The 20,094-nt window shown below is 50.1% G+C and carries 16 protein-coding genes; 10 read left to right on the top strand and 6 right to left on the bottom strand.

The genetic code is table 11. The features are described 5' to 3' along the window. Positions 1-68: 68 nt before the first annotated feature. Positions 69-3,938: a DUF3683 domain-containing protein gene (locus tag Q9292_RS09150; RefSeq protein ID WP_313987146.1), complete on the top strand. Its 3,870-nt coding sequence runs from the start codon at positions 69-71 to the stop codon at positions 3,936-3,938. Between the two features lie 64 nt (positions 3,939-4,002). On the opposite strand, the gene Q9292_RS09155 is transcribed toward Q9292_RS09150, so the two are convergent. Further along, positions 4,003-4,128 carry a DUF3149 domain-containing protein gene (locus Q9292_RS09155; RefSeq protein WP_194749452.1) on the bottom strand — a complete coding sequence of 42 codons (126 nt, stop codon included), beginning with the start codon at positions 4,126-4,128 and terminating at the stop codon, positions 4,003-4,005. Positions 4,129-4,320: 192 nt separating this feature from the next. On the opposite strand from Q9292_RS09155, the gene Q9292_RS09160 reads away from it, so the two are divergent. From Q9292_RS09160 to Q9292_RS09185, 6 genes are all read left to right on the top strand, one after another. Next, positions 4,321-5,337: a quinone-dependent dihydroorotate dehydrogenase gene (locus Q9292_RS09160; RefSeq protein WP_313987149.1), complete on the top strand. Its 1,017-nt coding sequence runs from the start codon at positions 4,321-4,323 to the stop codon at positions 5,335-5,337. After that, positions 5,337-5,948 carry a glutathione S-transferase gene (locus Q9292_RS09165; protein WP_313987152.1) on the top strand — a complete coding sequence of 204 codons (612 nt, stop codon included), beginning with the start codon at positions 5,337-5,339 and terminating at the stop codon, positions 5,946-5,948. The genes Q9292_RS09160 and Q9292_RS09165 overlap by 1 nt, the downstream gene beginning before the upstream one ends. A 52-nt stretch (positions 5,949-6,000) precedes the next feature. Beyond that, entirely contained in the window at positions 6,001-6,381 is a 381-nt protein-coding gene (locus tag Q9292_RS09170) for an antitoxin Xre-like helix-turn-helix domain-containing protein (protein WP_275356742.1), read from the top strand. Then, entirely contained in the window at positions 6,341-7,054 is a 714-nt protein-coding gene (locus Q9292_RS09175) for an RES family NAD+ phosphorylase (protein ID WP_313987155.1), read from the top strand. Before Q9292_RS09170 ends, Q9292_RS09175 begins: the two co-directional genes overlap by 41 nt. Before the next feature lie 169 nt (positions 7,055-7,223). After that, a complete protein-coding gene (locus Q9292_RS09180) occupies positions 7,224-9,020 on the top strand; it encodes an ATP-dependent nuclease (RefSeq protein WP_313987157.1) in 1,797 nt (598 codons plus the stop codon). Then, complete coding sequence (locus tag Q9292_RS09185) at positions 9,004-11,031, top strand: UvrD-helicase domain-containing protein (RefSeq protein ID WP_313987159.1); 2,028 nt, start codon at positions 9,004-9,006, stop codon at positions 11,029-11,031. Before Q9292_RS09180 ends, Q9292_RS09185 begins: the two co-directional genes overlap by 17 nt. Before the next feature lie 24 nt (positions 11,032-11,055). Here the strand turns inward: Q9292_RS09185 and Q9292_RS09190 are convergent, their stop codons facing one another. Beyond that, positions 11,056-12,006, bottom strand: coding sequence for a PhoH family protein (locus tag Q9292_RS09190; protein ID WP_313987161.1), 951 nt, complete (start codon positions 12,004-12,006; stop codon positions 11,056-11,058). 2 nt (positions 12,007-12,008) lie between these two features. After that, entirely contained in the window at positions 12,009-13,346 is a 1,338-nt protein-coding gene (miaB, locus tag Q9292_RS09195) for a tRNA (N6-isopentenyl adenosine(37)-C2)-methylthiotransferase MiaB (protein WP_275356745.1), read from the bottom strand. Positions 13,347-13,457: 111 nt separating this feature from the next. Between miaB and cysG the strand changes: the two genes are divergently transcribed. Next, on the top strand, positions 13,458-14,849 hold the full coding sequence (cysG, locus tag Q9292_RS09200; RefSeq protein ID WP_313987163.1) for a siroheme synthase CysG: 1,392 nt from the start codon (positions 13,458-13,460) through the stop codon (positions 14,847-14,849). Between the two features lie 69 nt (positions 14,850-14,918). Here the strand turns inward: cysG and Q9292_RS09205 are convergent, their stop codons facing one another. Continuing rightward, positions 14,919-16,232, bottom strand: coding sequence for a sensor histidine kinase (locus Q9292_RS09205; protein WP_313987167.1), 1,314 nt, complete (start codon positions 16,230-16,232; stop codon positions 14,919-14,921). A 21-nt stretch (positions 16,233-16,253) separates the two neighbouring features. Then, on the bottom strand, positions 16,254-16,979 hold the full coding sequence (ompR, locus tag Q9292_RS09210; protein WP_313987169.1) for a two-component system response regulator OmpR: 726 nt from the start codon (positions 16,977-16,979) through the stop codon (positions 16,254-16,256). Positions 16,980-17,408: 429 nt separating this feature from the next. Here ompR and Q9292_RS09215 point away from each other — a divergent pair, with 429 nt between their 5' ends. Together Q9292_RS09215 and Q9292_RS09220 are read left to right on the top strand one after the other, a co-directional pair. After that, positions 17,409-18,017: an EF-hand domain-containing protein gene (locus tag Q9292_RS09215; protein WP_228518928.1), complete on the top strand. Its 609-nt coding sequence runs from the start codon at positions 17,409-17,411 to the stop codon at positions 18,015-18,017. A 114-nt stretch (positions 18,018-18,131) separates the two neighbouring features. Beyond that, positions 18,132-19,325, top strand: coding sequence for a GNAT family N-acetyltransferase (locus tag Q9292_RS09220; RefSeq protein ID WP_313987173.1), 1,194 nt, complete (start codon positions 18,132-18,134; stop codon positions 19,323-19,325). A 5-nt stretch (positions 19,326-19,330) separates the two neighbouring features. Here the strand turns inward: Q9292_RS09220 and Q9292_RS09225 are convergent, their stop codons facing one another. Next, on the bottom strand, positions 19,331-20,023 hold the full coding sequence (locus Q9292_RS09225) for an SDR family oxidoreductase (protein WP_313987177.1): 693 nt from the start codon (positions 20,021-20,023) through the stop codon (positions 19,331-19,333). Positions 20,024-20,094: the final 71 nt, after the last annotated feature.

Consider the following 20,094-nt stretch of genomic DNA (forward strand, 5'->3'; position numbering starts at 1 on the left):
AGGCCGTGTAACGTGTTTGTGCTGTATACGACATGGTATAATTGACTTTTGTTTTTGATAAATTATCAATGAACGCACCTGTCAACGCAGATTTGTTAAAGCGCAATTCTACCCCTCTCGCACGATTACGCGAAATTCCGTACAACTATACCTCCTTCTCTGACCGCGAAATCGTCATCCGGTTTCTAGGCGAAGAAATCTGGGAGATCCTCAATGTGCTGCGCGCCGAGCGTAAAACAGGCCGCAGCGCGCGCATGCTGTTTGAGGTGTTGGGCGATTTGTGGGTGGTGTCACGCAATCCTTATCTGCAAGATGACCTGCTGGAAAACCCCAAGCGCCGCAAGGCCTTGATCGAGGCGCTATATCATCGTATTGCTGCCATTCAAGAACGTAGCGGTGGCAATGAAAAAGTACAAAAACTGGTCTCTGCGGCGACCAAGGCGGTAGAGAAGTTTGCCGATGATTTCAAGCAAACGGCCGACTTACGCAAAAAAGCCCTGGCCAAACTGACCAAGTACACTCGCAAAGACAATGTGCAGTTTGATGGCTTGGCACGTGTCTCACATGTGACAGACGCGACCGACTGGCGCGTCGAATATCCATTTGTGGTGATCAACCCGGATACTGAAGCCGAGATCTCTTATCTGGTGCGCGCCTGTATCGAATTAGGTCTGACCATTATTCCACGTGGGGGCGGAACGGGTTACACGGGCGGCGCGGTACCGTTGACGCCATTGTCTGCAGTCATCAACACCGAAAAACTGGACCAACACACAGGTGTGCAAATGCGCACCTTGCCCGGCGTCTCCCGTCAGGTGGCTACGATTGAGTGCGGCGCGGGTGTAGTGACCCGTCGCGCCATGGATGCGGCTACCGCCGCCGGCCTGGAATTCGCCTGCGACCCGACCTCTGCCGATGCCTGTTGCATTGGCGGTAACGTCGCCATGAACGCTGGTGGTAAAAAAGCCGTGCTGTGGGGGACTGCGCTGGATAACCTCGCCTCATGGCGCATGGTGACGCCAGATGCGACCTGGCTGGAAGTGGAACGTCTGGATCACAACCTGGGCAAAATTCACGATATTGACATGGCGCGCTTTAAAATCAGCCGCTACGACATCGACCATAAAAACCTGCTGTCCGAGCCTGAGATTCTTGAAATTCCGGGGCCGAGCTTCCGTAAGGTCGGGCTGGGTAAAGACGTGACCGACAAGTTTCTGTCCGGCTTGCCTGGTGTGCAAAAAGAGGGTTGTGACGGCCTGATTACCTCTGCGACCTTTATTTTGCACCGCATGCCCAAACATGTACGCACCATTGCGCTGGAGTTTTTTGGCAATGTGTCGCATGCCGTGCCCGCGATTGTCGAGATCAAGGATTATCTGGACGCTACTGCCAAGCAAGACCCGTCGGTGATCATGGCCGGTCTGGAGCACATGGATGAGCGCTATGTGAAAGCCGTCGGCTATGCGACCAAGGCCGCACGTCAGCAACGGCCAAAAATGGTGTTGTTGTGCGATATCGCGTCTGATGATGAAAGCGCCGTCGGTGAAGTGGCTTCTGCCGTGGTGCGCATGTGTAACGCGCGTAACGGCGAAGGCTTTATTGCCGTCTCGGCCGAGGCCCGTAAAAAATTCTGGCTGGACCGTTCACGCACGGCAGCAATTGCGCGCCATACCAATGCCTTCAAGATTAACGAAGACGTGGTGATTCCATTGCCGCGCCTGGGGGAATACTCCGACGGCATTGAGCGTATCAATATCGAGCTGTCTATCAATAACAAGCTGCGTCTGGTGGATGCGCTGGAAGCCTTTGTCGCTGGCGACCTGCCTTTGCAGCCGGATGAAGACGGCAACTCCGACCCCGAAGGTGTCAAATCCAAACAAAACATTGCCTTGCAGTTGTTGCGTGATGTGCGTGCCAAATGGCGCCTGATTTTGAATACCCTGGACGAGCCTGTCACCGTGCTGGGCGAGATGGGCAAGGCCTATGCCCAATATGAAAACGTGTTCCGCGCCGTGCAGTCTTACGATTTGCGCGTTTCCTGGAAGCGCGAACTCAAGCGACCAATGGCGGATATTTTCGCTGGCCGTGAATACCAGAAGATTCTGGACAAGCTGGATGAGATTCAGAAAACCGTGTTGAAGAGCCGCGTGTTTATCGCGCTGCACATGCACGCCGGTGACGGTAACGTGCATACCAATATCCCGGTCAACTCTGACGACTACGGCATGATGCAAGACGCCCACGCCGCTGTTGCGCGTGTGATGGCCCTGGCACGTAGCCTCAATGGTGTGATTTCTGGCGAGCATGGGATCGGTATCACCAAGATGGAGTTCCTGGATCAGGCCACCATTGATACCTTTGCTGCTTACAAAGCCAAGGTAGATCCCGAAGGCCGTTTCAACAAAGGCAAACTCATGATGGGTTCCGGGCTGGAAAACGCCTATACCCCCAGCTTTGGTTTGCTCGAGCAAGAGTCCATCATCATGGAACAGTCTGCCATAGGCGAGATTGCCGATGATATTTCTGACTGCTTGCGTTGCGGCAAGTGTAAGCCCGTGTGTTCTACCCACGTGCCACGCGCCAATTTGCTGTATTCCCCACGTAACAAGATTCTCGGCACCTCCTTGCTGATCGAGGCCTTCTTGTACGAAGAGCAAACCCGTCGTGGCATTTCGCTCAAGCACTTTGACGAGTTCAACGATGTGGCTGACCACTGCACGGTCTGCCACCGTTGTGAAAAACCTTGCCCGGTCAATATTGACTTTGGTGATGTCTCCGTCAAGATGCGTAACTTCCTGCGCGAACAAGGCAAGAAGAAATTCAATCCTGGCACGGCTGCCGGTATGCTTTATCTGAATGCCAAAGATCCGGCCACCATCAAGTTCTTGCGTGCAACCATGATAGGCATGGGCTACAAGGCGATTAATATTGCTAACAGCCTGGCCAAAAAATTTGGCCTGCTCAAGGACAAAAAAGCACCACCGGCGACGGTGGGCAAGCCAGAGATCAAGGCGCAGGTGATTCACTTCATCAACCGGCCGATGCCGAAGAAAATGCAGTCCAAGACCTCACGTGCCATGCTGGGCGTGGAAGATGACACAATGATTCCGGTCATCCGCAACCCGCAAAAGGTAAACGAGGATTCGGAAGCCGTGTTCTACTTCCCGGGCTGCGGCTCCGAGCGCCTGTTCTCTAACGTCGGCCTGGCGACTCAAGCCATGTTGTACGAGGTGGGCGCGATTACGGTCTTGCCGCCAGGCTACCTGTGCTGCGGTTACCCGCAAACAGCCTCAGGCAACCACGACAAGGGGCAGGAAATCACGGCGGACAACCGCGTGCTGTTCCACCGTGTCGCCAACACCTTGAACTACCTGGATATCAAGACCGTGATTGTGTCTTGCGGCACCTGTATGGATCAGTTGCAGAAGTACGAGTTCGAGAAGATTTTCCCGGGCTGCCGTCTGCTCGACATCCACGAGTACCTGATGGAAAAAGACATGCGCCTGCAAAGCGTCACCGGTACGCGTTATATGTACCACGACCCATGCCACTCGCCGATGAAGACTTACAAGCCGCTGGAAGTCACCAACAAGCTGATGGGCACTGACGTGACGTTGAATGACCGCTGCTGCGGTGAGTCCGGCACTTTTGCTGCGGCGCGTCCTGACATTGCTACCCAGGTCAAATTCCGCAAACAGGAAGAGCTGGAAAAAGGCATGGAGAAAATGGGCTTGACCGTGGGCGCCCCCGAGCAGCCAGTCAAAATCCTGACGTCTTGCCCAAGCTGCCTGCAAGGTCTGTCACGCTATGGTGATGACACTGGCATTGAAGCTGACTACATTGTGGTGGAAATGGCCAAGCACGTGCTGGGTGAAAACTGGATGGAAAATTACATCCAGAAGGCCAATAACGGTGGCATTGAGAAAGTATTGCTGTAAACCCACAAACCCCGCGTAAGCGGGGTTTGTTTAAGTGGCGGCGTATCGTGTCAGTGCAAAGGGTTTATGATTGTCGCGCTTTGACATAGACATAAATCCCTGCCCAAATCATGACCACTAAAATCACAGCAATCACGATAAAACTCATTAAACCGTAGTCAGTCGATAACAAATCAATCAAAATTTTCATGGGTTTCCTCCAGTAAGCGAATCATGTTGCACGCAATGAATCTGTAGAGGATTTTGAACCCTTATGACATCATGGTTTTTGATGTAACGCAAAAGTCATGTCAGCGACACCTGGTGACTGTATTGTCTGGCAGTCACTGCTGGCAAAATGCAACGATAGAGTTGGAAAATTAAAAGTTCAGGAATCAAACGGATGAATGTTTACTCGCTGCTTAAACCTCTGCTGTTTCAACTGGATGCAGAGCAAGCACACGATATTACTTTGCAATCGCTCAAACGTGCAGAAAAGCTCGGCCTGCTCACACTCGCCGCCTGCCGTTTACCTGCACAACCGACGCAGGTCATGGGCCTCACGTTTCCCAACCCGGTCGGCCTGGCGGCCGGGCTGGATAAAAATGCCGCTGTGATTGACGGCATGGCCGCGCTAGGCTTTGGCTTTATTGAGGTGGGCACCGTCACGCCACGCCCGCAGCCTGGCAACCCCAAACCACGCTTGTTCCGTTTGCCACAAGCCGAGGCCATTATTAACCGCTTTGGCTTTAACAACCTCGGTGTCGATCAACTGATCCAGAATGTGAAGGCGTCCAAATTCAAAGGCATCCTGGGCATTAATATCGGCAAAAACTTTGATACGCCGAACGACCGTGCCGCTGAAGACTACCTGAGCTGCATGCGGAAGGTGTATAACTATGCCAGTTATATCACGGTGAATATCTCCTCACCCAACACCAAAAACCTGCGCGCCCTGCAAGAAAAAGAGGCGCTGGGCCAACTGCTCGCGACGCTCAAAGCCGAGCAAAAAATCCTCTCGCAACTGCATGGCAAATATGTGCCCGTTGTGCTCAAAATCGCCCCCGATTTAACCACCGAACAAGTACAAGAAATTGCTGAACTGCTCATGCAGCACCAAATGGACGGCGTGATTGCCACCAACACCACCTTGTCGCGCGATGCTGTGGCCGGGTTGCCAAACTCGGAAGAGGCGGGTGGGCTGTCAGGCGCACCGGTAAAAGCGGGTTCTACACGCGTGATTCAAACACTGGCGGCCAGCTTGCAAGGCAGCCTGCCGATTATCGGCGTCGGTGGTATTCTCAATGGCGACGATGCCAAAGAGAAAATGGCGGCCGGTGCCAGCCTGGTTCAACTCTACAGCGGACTCATCTATAAAGGCCCGCAGTTAATTAAAGATTGCCGCAAAGCCTTGCTCTAATGGCATTGCCCATCCTTTACTCCTACCGCCGCTGCCCCTACGCCATGCGCGCCCGTATGGCGATCTGGGCGGCGAATATTCAGGTAGAAGTGCGAGAGATTTCCCTGCGAGAGAAACCTGCACATTTGCTACAGATTTCCCCCAAAGGCACCGTGCCGGTATTGCAATTGCCTGACGGCACTGTGCTGGAGCAAAGTCTGGATATCATGCAGTGGGCACTTGCCCAGAACGATCCTCAAGGTTGGTTGAATGCAGACCACGATGCAGTGAACGCGCTGATAACTATCAATGATGGTGAGTTTAAACAAGCACTTGACCGCTATAAATACCCTGACCGTTACCACGAGCAAGCGCAACTGGTTTATCGTGAACAAGGTGAGCAGTTTTTGCAGAGGTTAGAAGCTGCATTAGAGCAGCATGACTATTTGCTTGGGGATAAACCTAGCATGGCCGATGTCGCCATATTTCCGTTTATCCGCCAGTTTGCAGCGGTTGATGCGGATTGGTTTGCCAGCAGCGCATATCCAAAATTGCGTGTCTGGTTAGAAGGGTGGTTGCAAAGCCCATTATTTGAAAAAGTGATGCAGAAGTTTCCAACTTACACACAGTAAATATTCCTGTTGAAATAATATTGTGTTAGAGTTTCCATGGAAAGGAATTTCTATGGTCGCGACCACACAAAATAACGTCCCCCAAGCCGATGCACAATCCGTGTTAACCAAAGCGGTAAGTCGCGCGGCTGAGCGTTTGCAGATTTCCAAAGCCTTGTTGGCAAGCATTCTTGGCCTGAGTCCTGCCACCATCACCCGCCTGTATAGTGGTGAATATGTCCTCGACCAAAAACGCAAAGAGTGGGATTTTGCTTTGCTATTTGTCCGAGCGTTCCGCTCGTTGGATTCCATTGTCAACAATGATGAAACCGCCCGTGTCTGGTTAAACAATCAAAACCTGGCGCTCAATGCGCGCCCCATCGACCTGATTAAACAAACTGAAGGCCTGGTTCGTGTCGTCCAATATCTGGACACCTCACGCGGTATCGTCTGAGGCTTTTGCTTGGGCATCGTTGGCCTGGCGCATGGTCGAGGCGCAACATGTCGCCTCCACCATGAAGCTGGTCGATACTGAGGCCGAGCAAACCCTGCTTGAAGCATTGCTCGATAGCAACAAGCCACCGTACGCCGCGGATACCGAGCATCTTGATTACTTGCTCTCCACACCATTCCGTTACCCCAGCCGCGCTGGAGGTTCACGCTTTCGCGGTCCAAATGACCCCGGCGTGTTTTATGCCGCAGAAACAGTTCGTACCGCCGCAGCTGAACTCGGCTATTGGCGCTGGCGCTTTCTCATGGATGCGCCAGCACTCAGCCGCATAGAGCCCGTGCCACACACCGCTTTTCAAGTGTCACTCGCCACCCAAGCCATTGATTTAAGAAGTCCACCGTTTAATCAAGACCCGGCATGGCAACACAAAACCAACTATCAACCTACCCAAGCTTTGGCTGTAACCGCAAGGGAGGTGAATTTAGGCGCCATTATTTACACCTCTGTGAGAGACCCGCAACCAGCGTGGTGTGTTGCAGTATTGACTCCGCAAGTGTTTAAAGAGAACACGCCTAGACCCGAAAAACAGACGTGGTGGCTAGCTGTGAATACTCATGAAGTGATATGGCGTAGAGACTATGAATCGTTTACTTTTGATGCGGCATATTGGTACTAAACGCTTTTTTTAAACATCATAAATTGGCAATTTTACTTGGGTAAAGTTAAAACGAGGGAGCAGTATTGTTAATCCTGTAGGGGTCTCAATTTGCAACACTATTTTAAATTAAGGTAGGTCGTTATACTTAAACCCACAACATTTCCGTACCTAGCGCTGAGAAATAAAAATGTATTTATCAAATATAAAGCTATGGAATTTTAGGAGGTTTGGTCAAGCTGAGGCATTTGATCCTAAAAAACCAAATCTAGACTTAAATCTTCAAAATGGTTTGAATGTAATCATTGGTGAAAATGATTCAGGTAAAACCGCAATTATTGATGCAATTAAACTTGTTCTAAAAACACATAGTTATGATTACATAAGGGTTGATGATAAAGACTTTTACAGTGGGTCTGAGTATTTCAGAATCGAATTGACGTTTGATGGATTAACTCCTCAAGAAGCCAAAAATTTTACTGAGTGGCTAGGTTGGATTGGTGATGGGGATCAAGCAAAACCATTTCTCAAGTTAAGCTTCGATGGTCGACGTAAAGATAACAAGATTTATCCTGCTGATGTAAAAGCAGGTGTGGATGATGAAGGCTACTTACTCACAGCTGAGGCAAGGGAATATTTAAAAGTCACATATCTAAAACCATTGCGGGATGCTGAAAGCGAATTGGTAGCAAAACGCAACTCAAGGCTATCCCAAATACTATTGGCGGATGAAGCATTTAAAGGCAAGGAACAAACCAACGATTTAGTAGAAATTTTTTCAGTTCTCAAAGTTGGCTTGGAAAACTACTTTAAAGGTGAATTTGAAAGAGAAATTTCGAAACCTGACGGTACTAAGGAAGTTATCAAGCCTGATGACGGTAAAAAGATCAAAGACAAAATTGATAGATACATCAATGACTTTTATGGGGCAGGTACTCAAACTGAATTCAACGCCACATCGAACGATATAAAAAGCATACTTGAAAAACTAACCTTGAATCTTCTTGGTGACCCTAACCCAGGATTAGGCACCTTGAACAGGCTTTTTATGGCGGCTGAATTACTGCATTTGAATAAATCAAACTGGTCAGGGTTGCGTCTGGGGCTGGTGGAGGAGCTGGAAGCACACTTGCACCCTCAAGCGCAAATGCAAGTAATTGAAGCATTGCAAAAGCAAGAAAATATTCAACTCATACTCACCACTCATAGCCCAAATTTAGCTTCAAAACTTAAGCTGCGAAATCTAATTATCTGTAACAACAGTAACGCTTTTCCCATGGGGGAGAGCTTTACCAAACTTGCGTTTGATAACTATAAGTTTCTCGAAAAATTTCTTGATACCACCAAGGCCAATTTATTTTTTGCAAAAGGGGTGATTTTGGTGGAGGGTTGGGCAGAAGAAATTCTTATTCCAAGCCTTGCAAAAGCAGTTGGGATTAATTTAACTGAAAAAGGGGTATCAGTTGTAAATATTGGGCATACTGGTTTTGATCACTATGCCAATATTTACCTTAGAAAATCTGAGCCGCATATGCAAATACCAGTGGCGGTAATTACAGACGCTGATGTTAGGTGTTACGAAAAAAATGGCGATGATTTTTTCAAAAGAGATACCGAAGCAATAGACGAAGAAACCAAGCAAAAAATTGAAGAAATTGAGTCAAAGTCTGAGGGGTGCGTTAAATATTTTGCTACACCAAGTTGGACTTTAGAGTATGCAATGTTTAATTCGAAAAGTTTGAAAACTACGTTCGAAACTGCCGCAAAAGAAATTCATACCAAAACTCCTTGGGATAGCGATTTTGAGCTGGAACTTGCAAAAAAACTGATCAAGAAATCTTTAGAGAAAACAAGAATTGCGTATGAAATTGCAACCGCGATTGATGAAGACTTAAAGAAACCTGTCCATGAAAGGCAAATAAAAATCACCGATGATGACTCCATCAGCTATCTTGTGAGCGCGATTAAATATGCCGCAGGTAATTAATGTTTCAGATGAGGATATTTCTTATGCTGAAAAGATACTTCTGCCAGTGGGCAAAGTATTCGATCCAGAAGGCAGGGCATTTATACGCAATTTAAATACCATAGATTTACAAGCTGTACCTGGTAGTGGAAAAACAACTGCTCTCTTAGCAAAGCTACTAATTTTAGAACGAAAGCTCCCATTTGCAGATGGTTCCGGGGCTTTAGTTATATCTCACACTAACGCCGCGATTGATGAAATCAAAGAGAAAATTTATAAACATTGTCCTAAACTTTTTTCTTATCCAAATTATGTCGGGACGATACAGGGTTTTGTGGATCAATTTTTAGCCATTCCATTTTTTATTTCTAAATTTAAGAAAAAACCCAACCGAATTGATAATCAAATTTATGATGAAGCTGTAAAAAGGCGTTTTCCATTGAATTTAAATGGCTTTGAAAAACAAGAACAAAGTAATGCCAGATATTATTTAAAAGCCAATAATTATGAAAACGTCTACAGACTAGCTTACAGAAATGGAGCTGTCTGCTTAGTTAAGTCTATAAATGGAGATGAACTAGACATTTCCAGACCGAAAAGCAAATTGAATGGAAAGGACTTTACTGATTCTGAAAAAGTACGAGTAAAAGAATGGCTCATTAAATTTAAGTTATCTATCATGCAAACAGAGTGCGTTATGCATTTTGATGATGCTTATTTTTTAGCGGAGCTTTATATAAACAAAATTGCTCCTGTAAAGATATTATTGCAAAAACGCTTCTCGTTTGTTTTTGTCGATGAGATGCAGGATATGGATGCCCATCAATATGACCTTTTGGAAAATATTTTTTATGACTATGGGCATGCGCTTTCCAAATACCAACGTATTGGCGATAAGAATCAAGCTATCTTTAACTCTGTAAAGGCCGATGAAGTTTGGACTGATCGGGATGAAGTGCTAACGCTAAGTGGAAGTCAAAGACTTAGCAAGCCGGTAGCTAATGTTGTGAAGAAATTTGCATTGCACGCTGGTCAAAGCTTTGAGATCGTAGGTTTGCATGAATCAAATGTTAAGCCACATATTTTGGTTTTTGATGATGAAACCATCAAAAATATCATCCCTTCCTTCATCGAAATTTTAAAGGAAAGCAATTTATGGAGACCAGATAAATCTGTAAAAGTTATCTGCTGGAATACTGACTGGAAAGATGATGAGGTAAGTCGCCAAGACCCTAAAAAACTAAGGCTAGAGAATTATTACGAGGGATATAGAAAAGAACAAAGCGTACCAAGACTAGACTACGATTGTCTAAAAAGTTACTTGCTTAACTATGCCAAAGAAAAGAGAGCGCTAAAACCTGTACGCCAAAATATCTTAAATGCATTCCTCAAGTTGCTGCGTTTAGAGAAGATTTATGATCCGAGTAATAGGCCATACACGATAAATAAATTATTAGATTTTGTTCGAGACTGTGATGCGCAGAAATACGAAGAGCTAAATTTGAATCTTTATAATTGGTCAATTGAGCTTATCAAAGGTAATGTCGATACTGTATGGGTGGAAATAAAAACTTATGCACATGTTTTTTTATCAATATTATCCAAATCAATAACGACAGTTGGTTTAGATTTTATTAATCATGATTCGAGTCCTGCATCAGTTTCAGTTGGGCAACCGGTAATCTCTAATGTTTATTTTGATGGTGATATAGAGATTGAAGTCACAAGCGTACATGCAGTAAAAGGGCAAACACATTCTGCGACACTATATTTGGAATCCTATTTCAACAAAGATGGTAAGGGAGAAAAGGCAAAATCCTATGAGTCGGAACGTTTAGCCCCCCAATTTTTAGGGGGGAATCTGCAAAAAAATACTGCTGGTGAAAGGGTTAAGCAATCAGCGAAAATGGTTTATGTTGGATTTTCACGGCCAACAGATTTGCTCTGCTTTGCGATTCACAAAAGTAGATTTGATAAATACCTGAGTGGAATTAATCGCGTGGATTGGGTAGTTGTAGAAGTTGCGCCATAAGTTGAGTCTGATTTTTTCAATACCTTAATCTTTCTGTGCACTCTGCTCAAACTTCTCATACGCATTAATAATCTTCTGTACCAATGGATGCCGCACCACGTCTTGTGACATAAACTGGGTAAAGGCAATGCCTTTCACTTCCTTGAGAATCTTCTGCGCTTCGACCAAACCGCTTTTCTGGTGGCGTTGCAGGTCAATCTGTGTCACGTCGCCCGTAATGACGGCTTTTGTGCCAAAGCCAATGCGGGTTAAAAACATCTTCATCTGCTCGGGCGTGGTGTTTTGCGCTTCGTCCAGAATAATAAAACTCTGGTTAAGCGTGCGGCCGCGCATATAGGCGAGCGGGGCGACTTCAATTGCGCCGCGTTCGAACATTTTGTTCACCGTGTCGTAACCGGCCAAGTCATAAAGTGCGTCATAAAGCGGGCGCAGATAAGGGTCGACTTTCTGGTTGAGGTCGCCGGGTAAAAAGCCCAGGCGTTCGCCTGCTTCTACAGCCGGGCGAACTAACACGATTCTTTTCACTCGGTCACGCGTCATGGCATCCACCGCGCTGGCAACCGCCAGGTAGGTTTTACCTGTACCCGCTGGGCCGATGCCAAAGGTGATGTCGTGGTCTTGTATCTGTTGCAAGTAGCTGACCTGGCGCGGGGTGCGACCATGCAGGTCGCCGCGACGCGTCATCAGTACAGGCATGGCACTGCTGGCGACTTCTTCGGGTTTGAGTTTGTCGATCTCTACCAGACCGAGTTGAATATCTTCGAGCTCAATCGGTTTTTTTGAGCGGGCGTAGAAGTTTTCCAGCATTTGCGCGCCCAGCCGCATATTGGTTTGGTTGCCGCTCAAGTAAAACGTGCTGCCGCGGCGGTTGATGTCGATATCGAGGCCATTCGCCAGTTGGCGGATGTTTTCATCGAGCGGGCCGCACAGGTTGGCCAGCATCAGGTTGTCTTCGGGGCTGAGGGTAATTTCCATGCTTAATTCACAATTTCGCCAACCAGGCGTTTGGGGTTGTAGACGTCGGTAATTTTGACTTGCACCATCTGGTGGATATAGCGGGCATCGGCAGCGATATCCACCACGCGGCCATTATCGGTTTTGCCTGCCAACAAATTGGGGTCTTTCCACGACGGGCCGTCGATCAGCACGCGTTGCACGGTGCCCAGCATGGCGCGGCTGATGGCGTCGCCATTGGTTTCGTTCTCGGTTTGCAGTTGCTTGAGCCAGGCCGCTTTGTCGGCTTGTGGGGTTTCGTCGGGCAGGTAGCTGGCCGGTGTGCCGGGGCGGGGACTGTATAAAAAGCTGAAACTGTAATCAAACCCCACATCACGCATGAGTTTGAGCGTGGCCTGAAAATCTTTTTCGGTTTCACCGGGGAAGCCGACGATGATGTCGCTGGTGATGGTCAGGGCAGGATTGGCAGCTTTCAGTTTGCGGATCAGGCCTTTGTATTGCAGCGCGGTGTAGTTGCGCTTCATCGCCATCAAAATGCGGTCACTGCCTGCCTGCACTGGCAGGTGCAATTGGTTGGCCAGCTTGGGCACCGTCGCATGGCACGCAATCAGGCGCTCGCTCATTTCGTTGGGGTGGCTGGTGGTGTAACGGATACGCTCGATTTGCGGGATTTCTGCGATGGTTTCAATCAACAGTGGCAAATCGGCCTCGATGCCTTGATAAGGCACGCGGTAGGCGTTCACGTTCTGGCCGAGCAGCGTGATCTCTTTGACGCCTTGCTCAGCCAACTGGATCGCCTCGGTGATGATATCTTCAAACGGACGAGAAAACTCTTCGCCGCGGGTGTAGGGAACCACGCAAAAGCTGCAATATTTGCTGCAGCCTTCCATAATACTCAAGAAGGCAGTGGCCCCTTCGACGCGGGGCGGCGGCAAATGGTCAAACTTTTCAATCTCGGGGAAGGCAATGTCTACCTGTGGCTTGTCTGCCGCTTGTTTGGCTTTGATCAGCTCGGGCAGACGGTGCAGGGTTTGCGGACCAAACACGACATCGACATAAGGCGCGCGCTGAATGATGGCTTCGCCTTCCTGGCTGGCCACGCAACCGCCGACCCCAATCACCAGGTTGGGATTTTTTTCTTTGAGCGGAATCATGCGGCCTAGGTGGCTGAATACTTTTTCTTCGGCTTTTTCACGCACCGAACAGGTGTTGAGCAAGATCACATCTGCTTCTTCCATGTTCTCGGTTTGCGTCATGCCTTCATGCTCGCGCATCAGGTCTATCATGCGTGATGCATCGTATTCGTTCATTTGGCAACCAAACGATTTAATGAATATCTTTTTTCCGCTTTCGTGCTTCATCGAACGCTAAATTTCTCACAAAAACAGTATTTTAGCGTATTTGCAGGGGAAACCCCAGCTAACACTGGGGACTGCGGTAAAATACGCTTTTCTTGTTGAAGTCCCCTCTGCATGCAAGCTTTACCGATTTTTTTCAATATTGCACAACGCCCTTGTATCGTCATCGGCGGTGGCGATGTCGCGACGCGCAAGGTGATCATGCTACGCAAGGCGCAAGGGCAGGTCACCGTGATCTCGCCCGAGTTGTGCGAAGAGCTGCGCGAGATGCATGCGCAGGGCGAGATTGACTATGTGGCTGCCGAGTTTCAGGCCGAACAATTGACCAGTGCTTGCCTGGTCATTGCTGCCACCGATGACGAAGCGGTGAATGAGGCGGTGTCGGTGGCGGCCAAACGGCTGAATATTCCGGTCAACGTCGTCGATGCGCCTGCGCTGTGCACGTTTACCATGGGCTCGGTGATTGATCGCAGCCCTGTGGTGATTGCGATTTCGAGTGAAGGCAATGCGCCAGTGTTGGCAAGGCATATCCGCAGCAAAATCGAAACCATGTTGCCTGCGGCTTATGGCCGGATTGCGACCATCGCAGGTGAATTCCGCGACCAGGTGAAAGCCAAATTCTCCAACCTGCCTGCACGTCGTCGCTTTTGGGAGGATGTGTTGAACGGGCCGCTGGTGGAGCGCGTGTTGTCCGGGCAGGAGCAGGCAGCGCGGACCTTGCTGGCCGAGTTGCTCAATCAGCGTGAAGATGCGCCTACGCGTGGCGAGGTTTATCTGGTGGGCGGTGGGCCGGGTGACCCGGATCTACTGACATTCAGGGCATTGCGACTGATGCAGCAATGCGATGTCTGTGTCTATGACAAGCTGGTGAGCAAAGAGGTGATGGAGTTGGTGCGTCGCGATGCTGAGCTGATTTATGTGGGTAAATCACGTGACCAGCACACCTTGCCGCAAGAAGAAATCAATGCCTTGCTGGCTAGGCTGGCGCAGGAAGGCAAGCGCGTATTGCGGCTTAAAGGCGGCGACCCGTTTATCTTTGGACGTGGCGGCGAAGAGATCGAAACCCTGATGCAGCATGGGGTGCCATTTCAAGTGGTGCCCGGTATTACCGCGGCCAACGGTGTCTCTAGCTATGCCGGGATTCCGCTCACGCACAGGGATTACGCCCAGGCCTGTTTATTTATTACCGGCCACCTCAAAGATGGCACCATTGATCTGGACTGGCAGGCCATGGCCAGACCCAAGCAGACGGTGGTGATTTATATGGGTCTGGTAGGGCTGGAGCAGATTTGCAGCAAGCTGATGGCACAAGGCGTGTCACCGGACATGCCAGCGGCAGTGATCCAGCAGGGCACGACGCAGAAGCAACGCGTGGTGGAATCCACCTTGCAGCATCTGGCAGCAGAGGTGGCGGCCGCGGGCTTGAAGCCGCCCAGTTTGACGATTATTGGCGAAGTGGTGAAATTGCGCGAGCGACTGAACTGGTTTACGCCGTCGGCGGATTAATCGCTGCGCTCAACCAGCTTAAGTGTTGGGCCAGATTAAGTGTTAGGTCAGATTAAGTGTTAGGTCAGATTAAGTGTTAGGTAGGATCGGTAGTGAAAGCCTGGCTTCCAGCCCGCCTTCCGGGCGGTTGAGCAAGGCCAGTTGGCCACTATGTAAAGCAGCAATGCGGTTGCAAATCGCCAGGCCCAGGCCGCTGCCGCCTTCGTATTTGTTGCGCGCGCTGTCCATGCGCTCAAAAGGTCGCAGCAAGCGGTCTGCATGTTCAGGCGGGATGCCAGGGCCGTTATCCAGCACGCTGATGACGATCTTGTCGGCCATGACCTGGCTGCGCACCTCCACCTTGCCTTTACCATAGTTGTAAGCATTGCCGACCAGGTTGTCGAGCAAGCGCTGCATGGCCAGCGGACGGATGGGGATAAAGTATTTGGGGCCTAGCGAAATTTTGAGCTCGCGGCCCGCGCGACGCTGACGTTCTGCCAGTGCATTGAGCAAATCGTTAATATCCATCATGCGCGTGGGCTCGCCCTCTACGCCGCGCACAAAGTCCAGAAACTGGTGAATGATATTGTCCATATCGGAGATGTCTTCAATCATGCCCTGTTTCATATAATCGGCTTCTTGCGGCAGCATTTCTACCGCTAGCCGCAACCGCGCCAGCGGCGTGCGGATGTCATGTGAGACCCCTGCCAGCAGCAGCGTGCGTTCCGCATCGAGGCGGGCCAGCGATTCCGCCATCTCGTTAAAGGTCTGCGTCACTTCGCGTAACTCTTCGACGCTATCCACTGGCAGTTTAGGCGCGGGCTCGCCATTACGCAGCCGTTCTGCGGCATGCACCAGCATGGTCAGCGGGCGGTTGATGCGGGCCGTCAGTAAATAGCCACCCACCAGTGAAAGCAAGCCGACCACCGCCGCCCAGCCTAGCCAGTGCCAGGGGAAAGGGCGGTCTACCTGAATTTTGGGGATGACCACCCAGAAGTCATCCTGGCCGACATTAAAGCTGATCCACAAGCCAGGGATATCGTAATGGTTAACGGTGATAATGGTTTCTTCACCCAGCCGTTCGCGGATTTTGAGCGCCACCAGGTTAATGAAAGGGTCGGCTGGTAAGGGTTCGATATCTTCCAGAAAATCCGCCGCATAGACGCGTACGCCTTCACGGCCTGATAACTCGGATAACAAGGCCAGGCGGCGGTTTTCATGCGAGGCGATCAGTGAGGCACGGGTGTAGTTGACGATGGTGACGGCCTGTAATGCAGCGGCGGTCGCGCGGGGTTCCCGGTCAAAGTAATCAAAAATTTTGAGCGATGCATAGATACTGACCGCGAGTAAGATGGCGATCAGCAACATGATGCGGGACAGCAGTCGGCGGGGCAGTAAGCGCACGGGGATTAAAGCTTGGCCGGATTATTGTGGTGCTTCACCATCTGGAATAAAGACATAGCCAAAGCCCCACATGGTTTGCAGGTAGCGAGGATGTGCCGGATCAGGCTCGATAATGCGGCGCAGGCGAGAGACCTGCACGTCTATGCTGCGATCAAATACATCCAGCTCACGGCCACGTGCCAGTTGCATGAGTCGGTCACGTGACAGCGGCTGGCGTGGGTGTTCAGTGAAGACTTTCAGCAAGGTGAATTCACCACTGGTAATCGTAATGGGCACGCCGTTTTTACTTAGGCTGCGGGTACTGGTGTCGAACACAAACTCGCCAAATTGGAACGCGGCGGATTTTTCTTCAACTGCCTGTTTGGGCGAAATCTCGTGTCGGCGTAGGACCGCATTGATTCTGGCCAGCAGTTCACGCGGGTTAAAGGGTTTGGGCAAGTAGTCATCCGCGCCCATTTCCAGGCCGACAATGCGGTCCACTTCATCGCCGCGTGCAGTCAGCATGATGATGGGGGTCATGTGGTTAGCTCCACGCAGTCGGCGGCAAATGGCGAGGCCATCTTCGCCTGGCAGCATCAGGTCCAGAATCAGCAGGTCGAAATGTTCATTGGCCAGCGTTTTGTCCATCTCCTTACCATCTGATACGGACTTGATATTAAAACCTTGTTCAGTCAGGTAGCGCTGTAACAGCTCGCGCATACGTAAATCATCATCGACCATCAAGATTTTTTTTAACTGTTCTGACATACGGACCTTTGTTATTTGAAGCAAGTGTTTGCTTAACGCATTTTATTGCGATCAGGATGACCGCAGGAAGATAAATACGGCAAGGCCAAAAACTTATCCTTGATAATTATACTCCAAGCATTGGAGCGCATGAAGTGTGCCAGTTACAACTTCGTTACAAATAGCGTTGGGGATGAAATATTGCAGTTACAATCCTGATGCATGATTGCCTTCTGCTATCGGCAGGGGCATCCGAAAACGCTATTTTTTGTTAAATTTGTTGCCGCTAAAGTTGCAATTGCGTTAATGTGATCGACCTGATTTTAAAATCGGTCCCTCGTTTGCCATGAGATTCATGCTTGAGAGCACCCAATAATAGCTTAAACACAAGTGCTTTCGATGGAACAGGAATAAAGGTATTGCGTTTGGATGTGTAGAGCGATTAAACATTTGAAACGAATTGTATTGCTGACAACCTCCATGTTGCTGGCATTCCCTGCTTTGGCTGATCTTAAATTGCCAGTCCGATTGACAGAGATCCGTCTGGCTGACAATGATGATGCCGGCCTCTCCAAAACGCTGGAGCACAATTTTAGCCCTGAAGACCGTGCACGTTTGCGCAAGGCCCTTTCTGATTACGCCCGTAACACCGATCCCGACCATCAGTTGATGTTGCAAAAGCGCAAGGCCATGCATGACAGCATCGCACAACGGTTCAATGAGTGTAACCGCGACAATGACGACTCGCTAGACCGCGAAGAAGCAACGCTGTGTTTGCCACAAGTGGCCCGCCATTTTTCCTATGTTGATCTTGATGGCAATGGCGTGATCACGCTAGACGAACTTGAAACCGCCTATGCCAAAATGGTGGAGCGTCAACGTGAAGCCGAAGCCAGAACCGAGGCAAAAATCGAGAACCAGCAAAATATCGTCAGCGACTCCGAGCCTGATGCCAAGTCCAGAAACAAATCCAAAGCAAGCTCGGCAGTGATTCCTGCCAATAGCCCTGTCAATTCAAGCGGTAAAGACGTTTCGGTCATTCGTAAGCGTCCCAGTTAATTTCTTTCGTCTCAACATGCACATGCCATTCAGCGTTTCGGCGTGTCAAACAAGCAGAGTACCCTCATTATTTTTGCTGTTTAGTGGCTTTGTCGCTGACTCTGGACCCGCTTGATGCTGCCCTCGCAATTATCCTTTGTCTGGTCCCGTGGCTTGCAGGAGATAGACCCTGCCGACTGGCAGCGCCTGGCGGGCATGCATCCCATGCTCGACTACCAGTTTTTGCTGGCGTTTGAGGCCACCGCTTGTGTCGGTGCGCAGACGGGCTGGATGCCCTATCATTTAACTGCGTTTGACCAGGGGCAGTTGGTGGCAGCCATACCTTGTTATCTCAAAACGCACTCTTACGGCGAGTATGTCTTTGACTGGTCATGGGCCGAGGCCTATGAGCAAGCGGGTGGGCAGTATTACCCCAAGCTGATCTCCGCCATTCCTTTCTCACCCGTCACTGGCCCACGCCTGCTGATAGACCCGGCCTGTGACGTACCTGAAGCGATCGCCGAGGCCATGCTCAAGCAGCTGCAGGCTTTTTGTCAGGAGCATGCCCTGTCCGGCGCGCATCTGTTGTTTCCCGATGCCATGTCGGCTGACTTTTGTGAACAGCAGGGGTGGCTAAGGCGTGAGGGCGTGCAGTTCCGCTGGGAAAACGCGGGATATGCCGACTGGGACGCTTTTATGGCGGTATTGAGCCGGGACAAGCGCAAAAAAATCCGGCAAGAACGGCAAAAAGTTGCGCAACAGGGCGTGACCTGCCGCGTGGTGCGTGGTCATGACATGACTGCGCAAGACCTGGCCTTGTTTTATCAATGCTATTGCCAGACGTATCTCCGCCACCATAGTTCACCTTATCTGACCCTGGCATTTTTCGAGCATTTGCAGCGCTACCTGCCCAGGCATTTGCAGTTATTTATTGCCTCGCAGCATGGCGAGGATGTGGCGGCCAGTCTGTGTGTGCTGGGTGAAGCGACGCTGTATGGCCGCTACTGGGGGAGTTTGCGCGATATTTCTTGTCTGCATTTCGAGTTGTGCTATTACCAGCCGCAGCAGTTCTGTATCCGCGAGCAGATCCGCTATTTTGAAGGTGGTGCACAAGGCGAGCATAAGCTTGCCCGTGGCTTTGTCGCTTACCCCACCTGTTCTTACCACTGGCTCAGCCATCCCGATTTTCACCAGAGTGTGGCGCGCTTTCTGCGCCGGGAGGCCGAGGGCATGCAGCAATATGTCAATGAGCTAGAGGAGCGCAGTCCATACAAAAACATACCGGATATCAATGACACTGGCCTGTCTCAGAGACCGTCATTGACTTGATTGGGTTACCAGGGAATCGGTTTGCCATCATAGGCGATAAACTGGCCCGATTGTGCAGGGGTTAAACTGGCAATCACCTGGCGCAGGCCTTGCACGCTGGTTTCGGTATCAATCAGGCCGTTTGGACCGCCCATGTCTGTGCGCACCCAGCCCGGATGCAGTGCAGCAACGACAATGTTAAAGCCGCGCAAATCGATAGACAGGCTTTTGACGACCATATTCAGTGCAGTTTTGCTGCTGCGATAGATATATTCATCGCCACTGCCATTGTCTTCTATGCTGCCCATTTTGCTGGTCATGGCGATCAGCTTTGCCTGCGGGGCACGTCGCAGCTGCGGCAAGAAAGCCTCTGCAAGATAGTAAGTGCTCAGCGTGTTGACCTGAAAAGCCTGTAACCAGGCTTGCACGTCGGTCTGGCCAAAACTGCTCTCAGGATAGGTGCCCGCATTACTGATCAGAATGTCCAACGTCAGTGCTGACAGCTGGCTTGCCAGCGCCCGGATTGAATCGACATCGGCCACATCCAGCGCAAGCAACTGCAGGTTGCTATGTTGACTGGCCAGTTGTTGTAACGCGGGAGCCTGGGCTGGATCGCGTGCCGTGACGTAGACCTGCTGGCCGCTTTCGGCATATTGCCTGGCATACTCGAGGCCGAGGCCGCGATTGCCGCCAGTGATTAAGATGGTTTGTGTATTCATGCTGTGAACCTAGCCTTCATGCAGTGGTTTAATTTAAGTTATGATGTCATTCTACGCGGGTTGAAATGACA

Origin of the sequence: Methylophilus sp. VKM B-3414, from assembly GCF_032248435.1 — a bacterium.
Lineage (GTDB): Bacteria > Pseudomonadota > Gammaproteobacteria > Burkholderiales > Methylophilaceae > Methylophilus > Methylophilus glucosoxydans.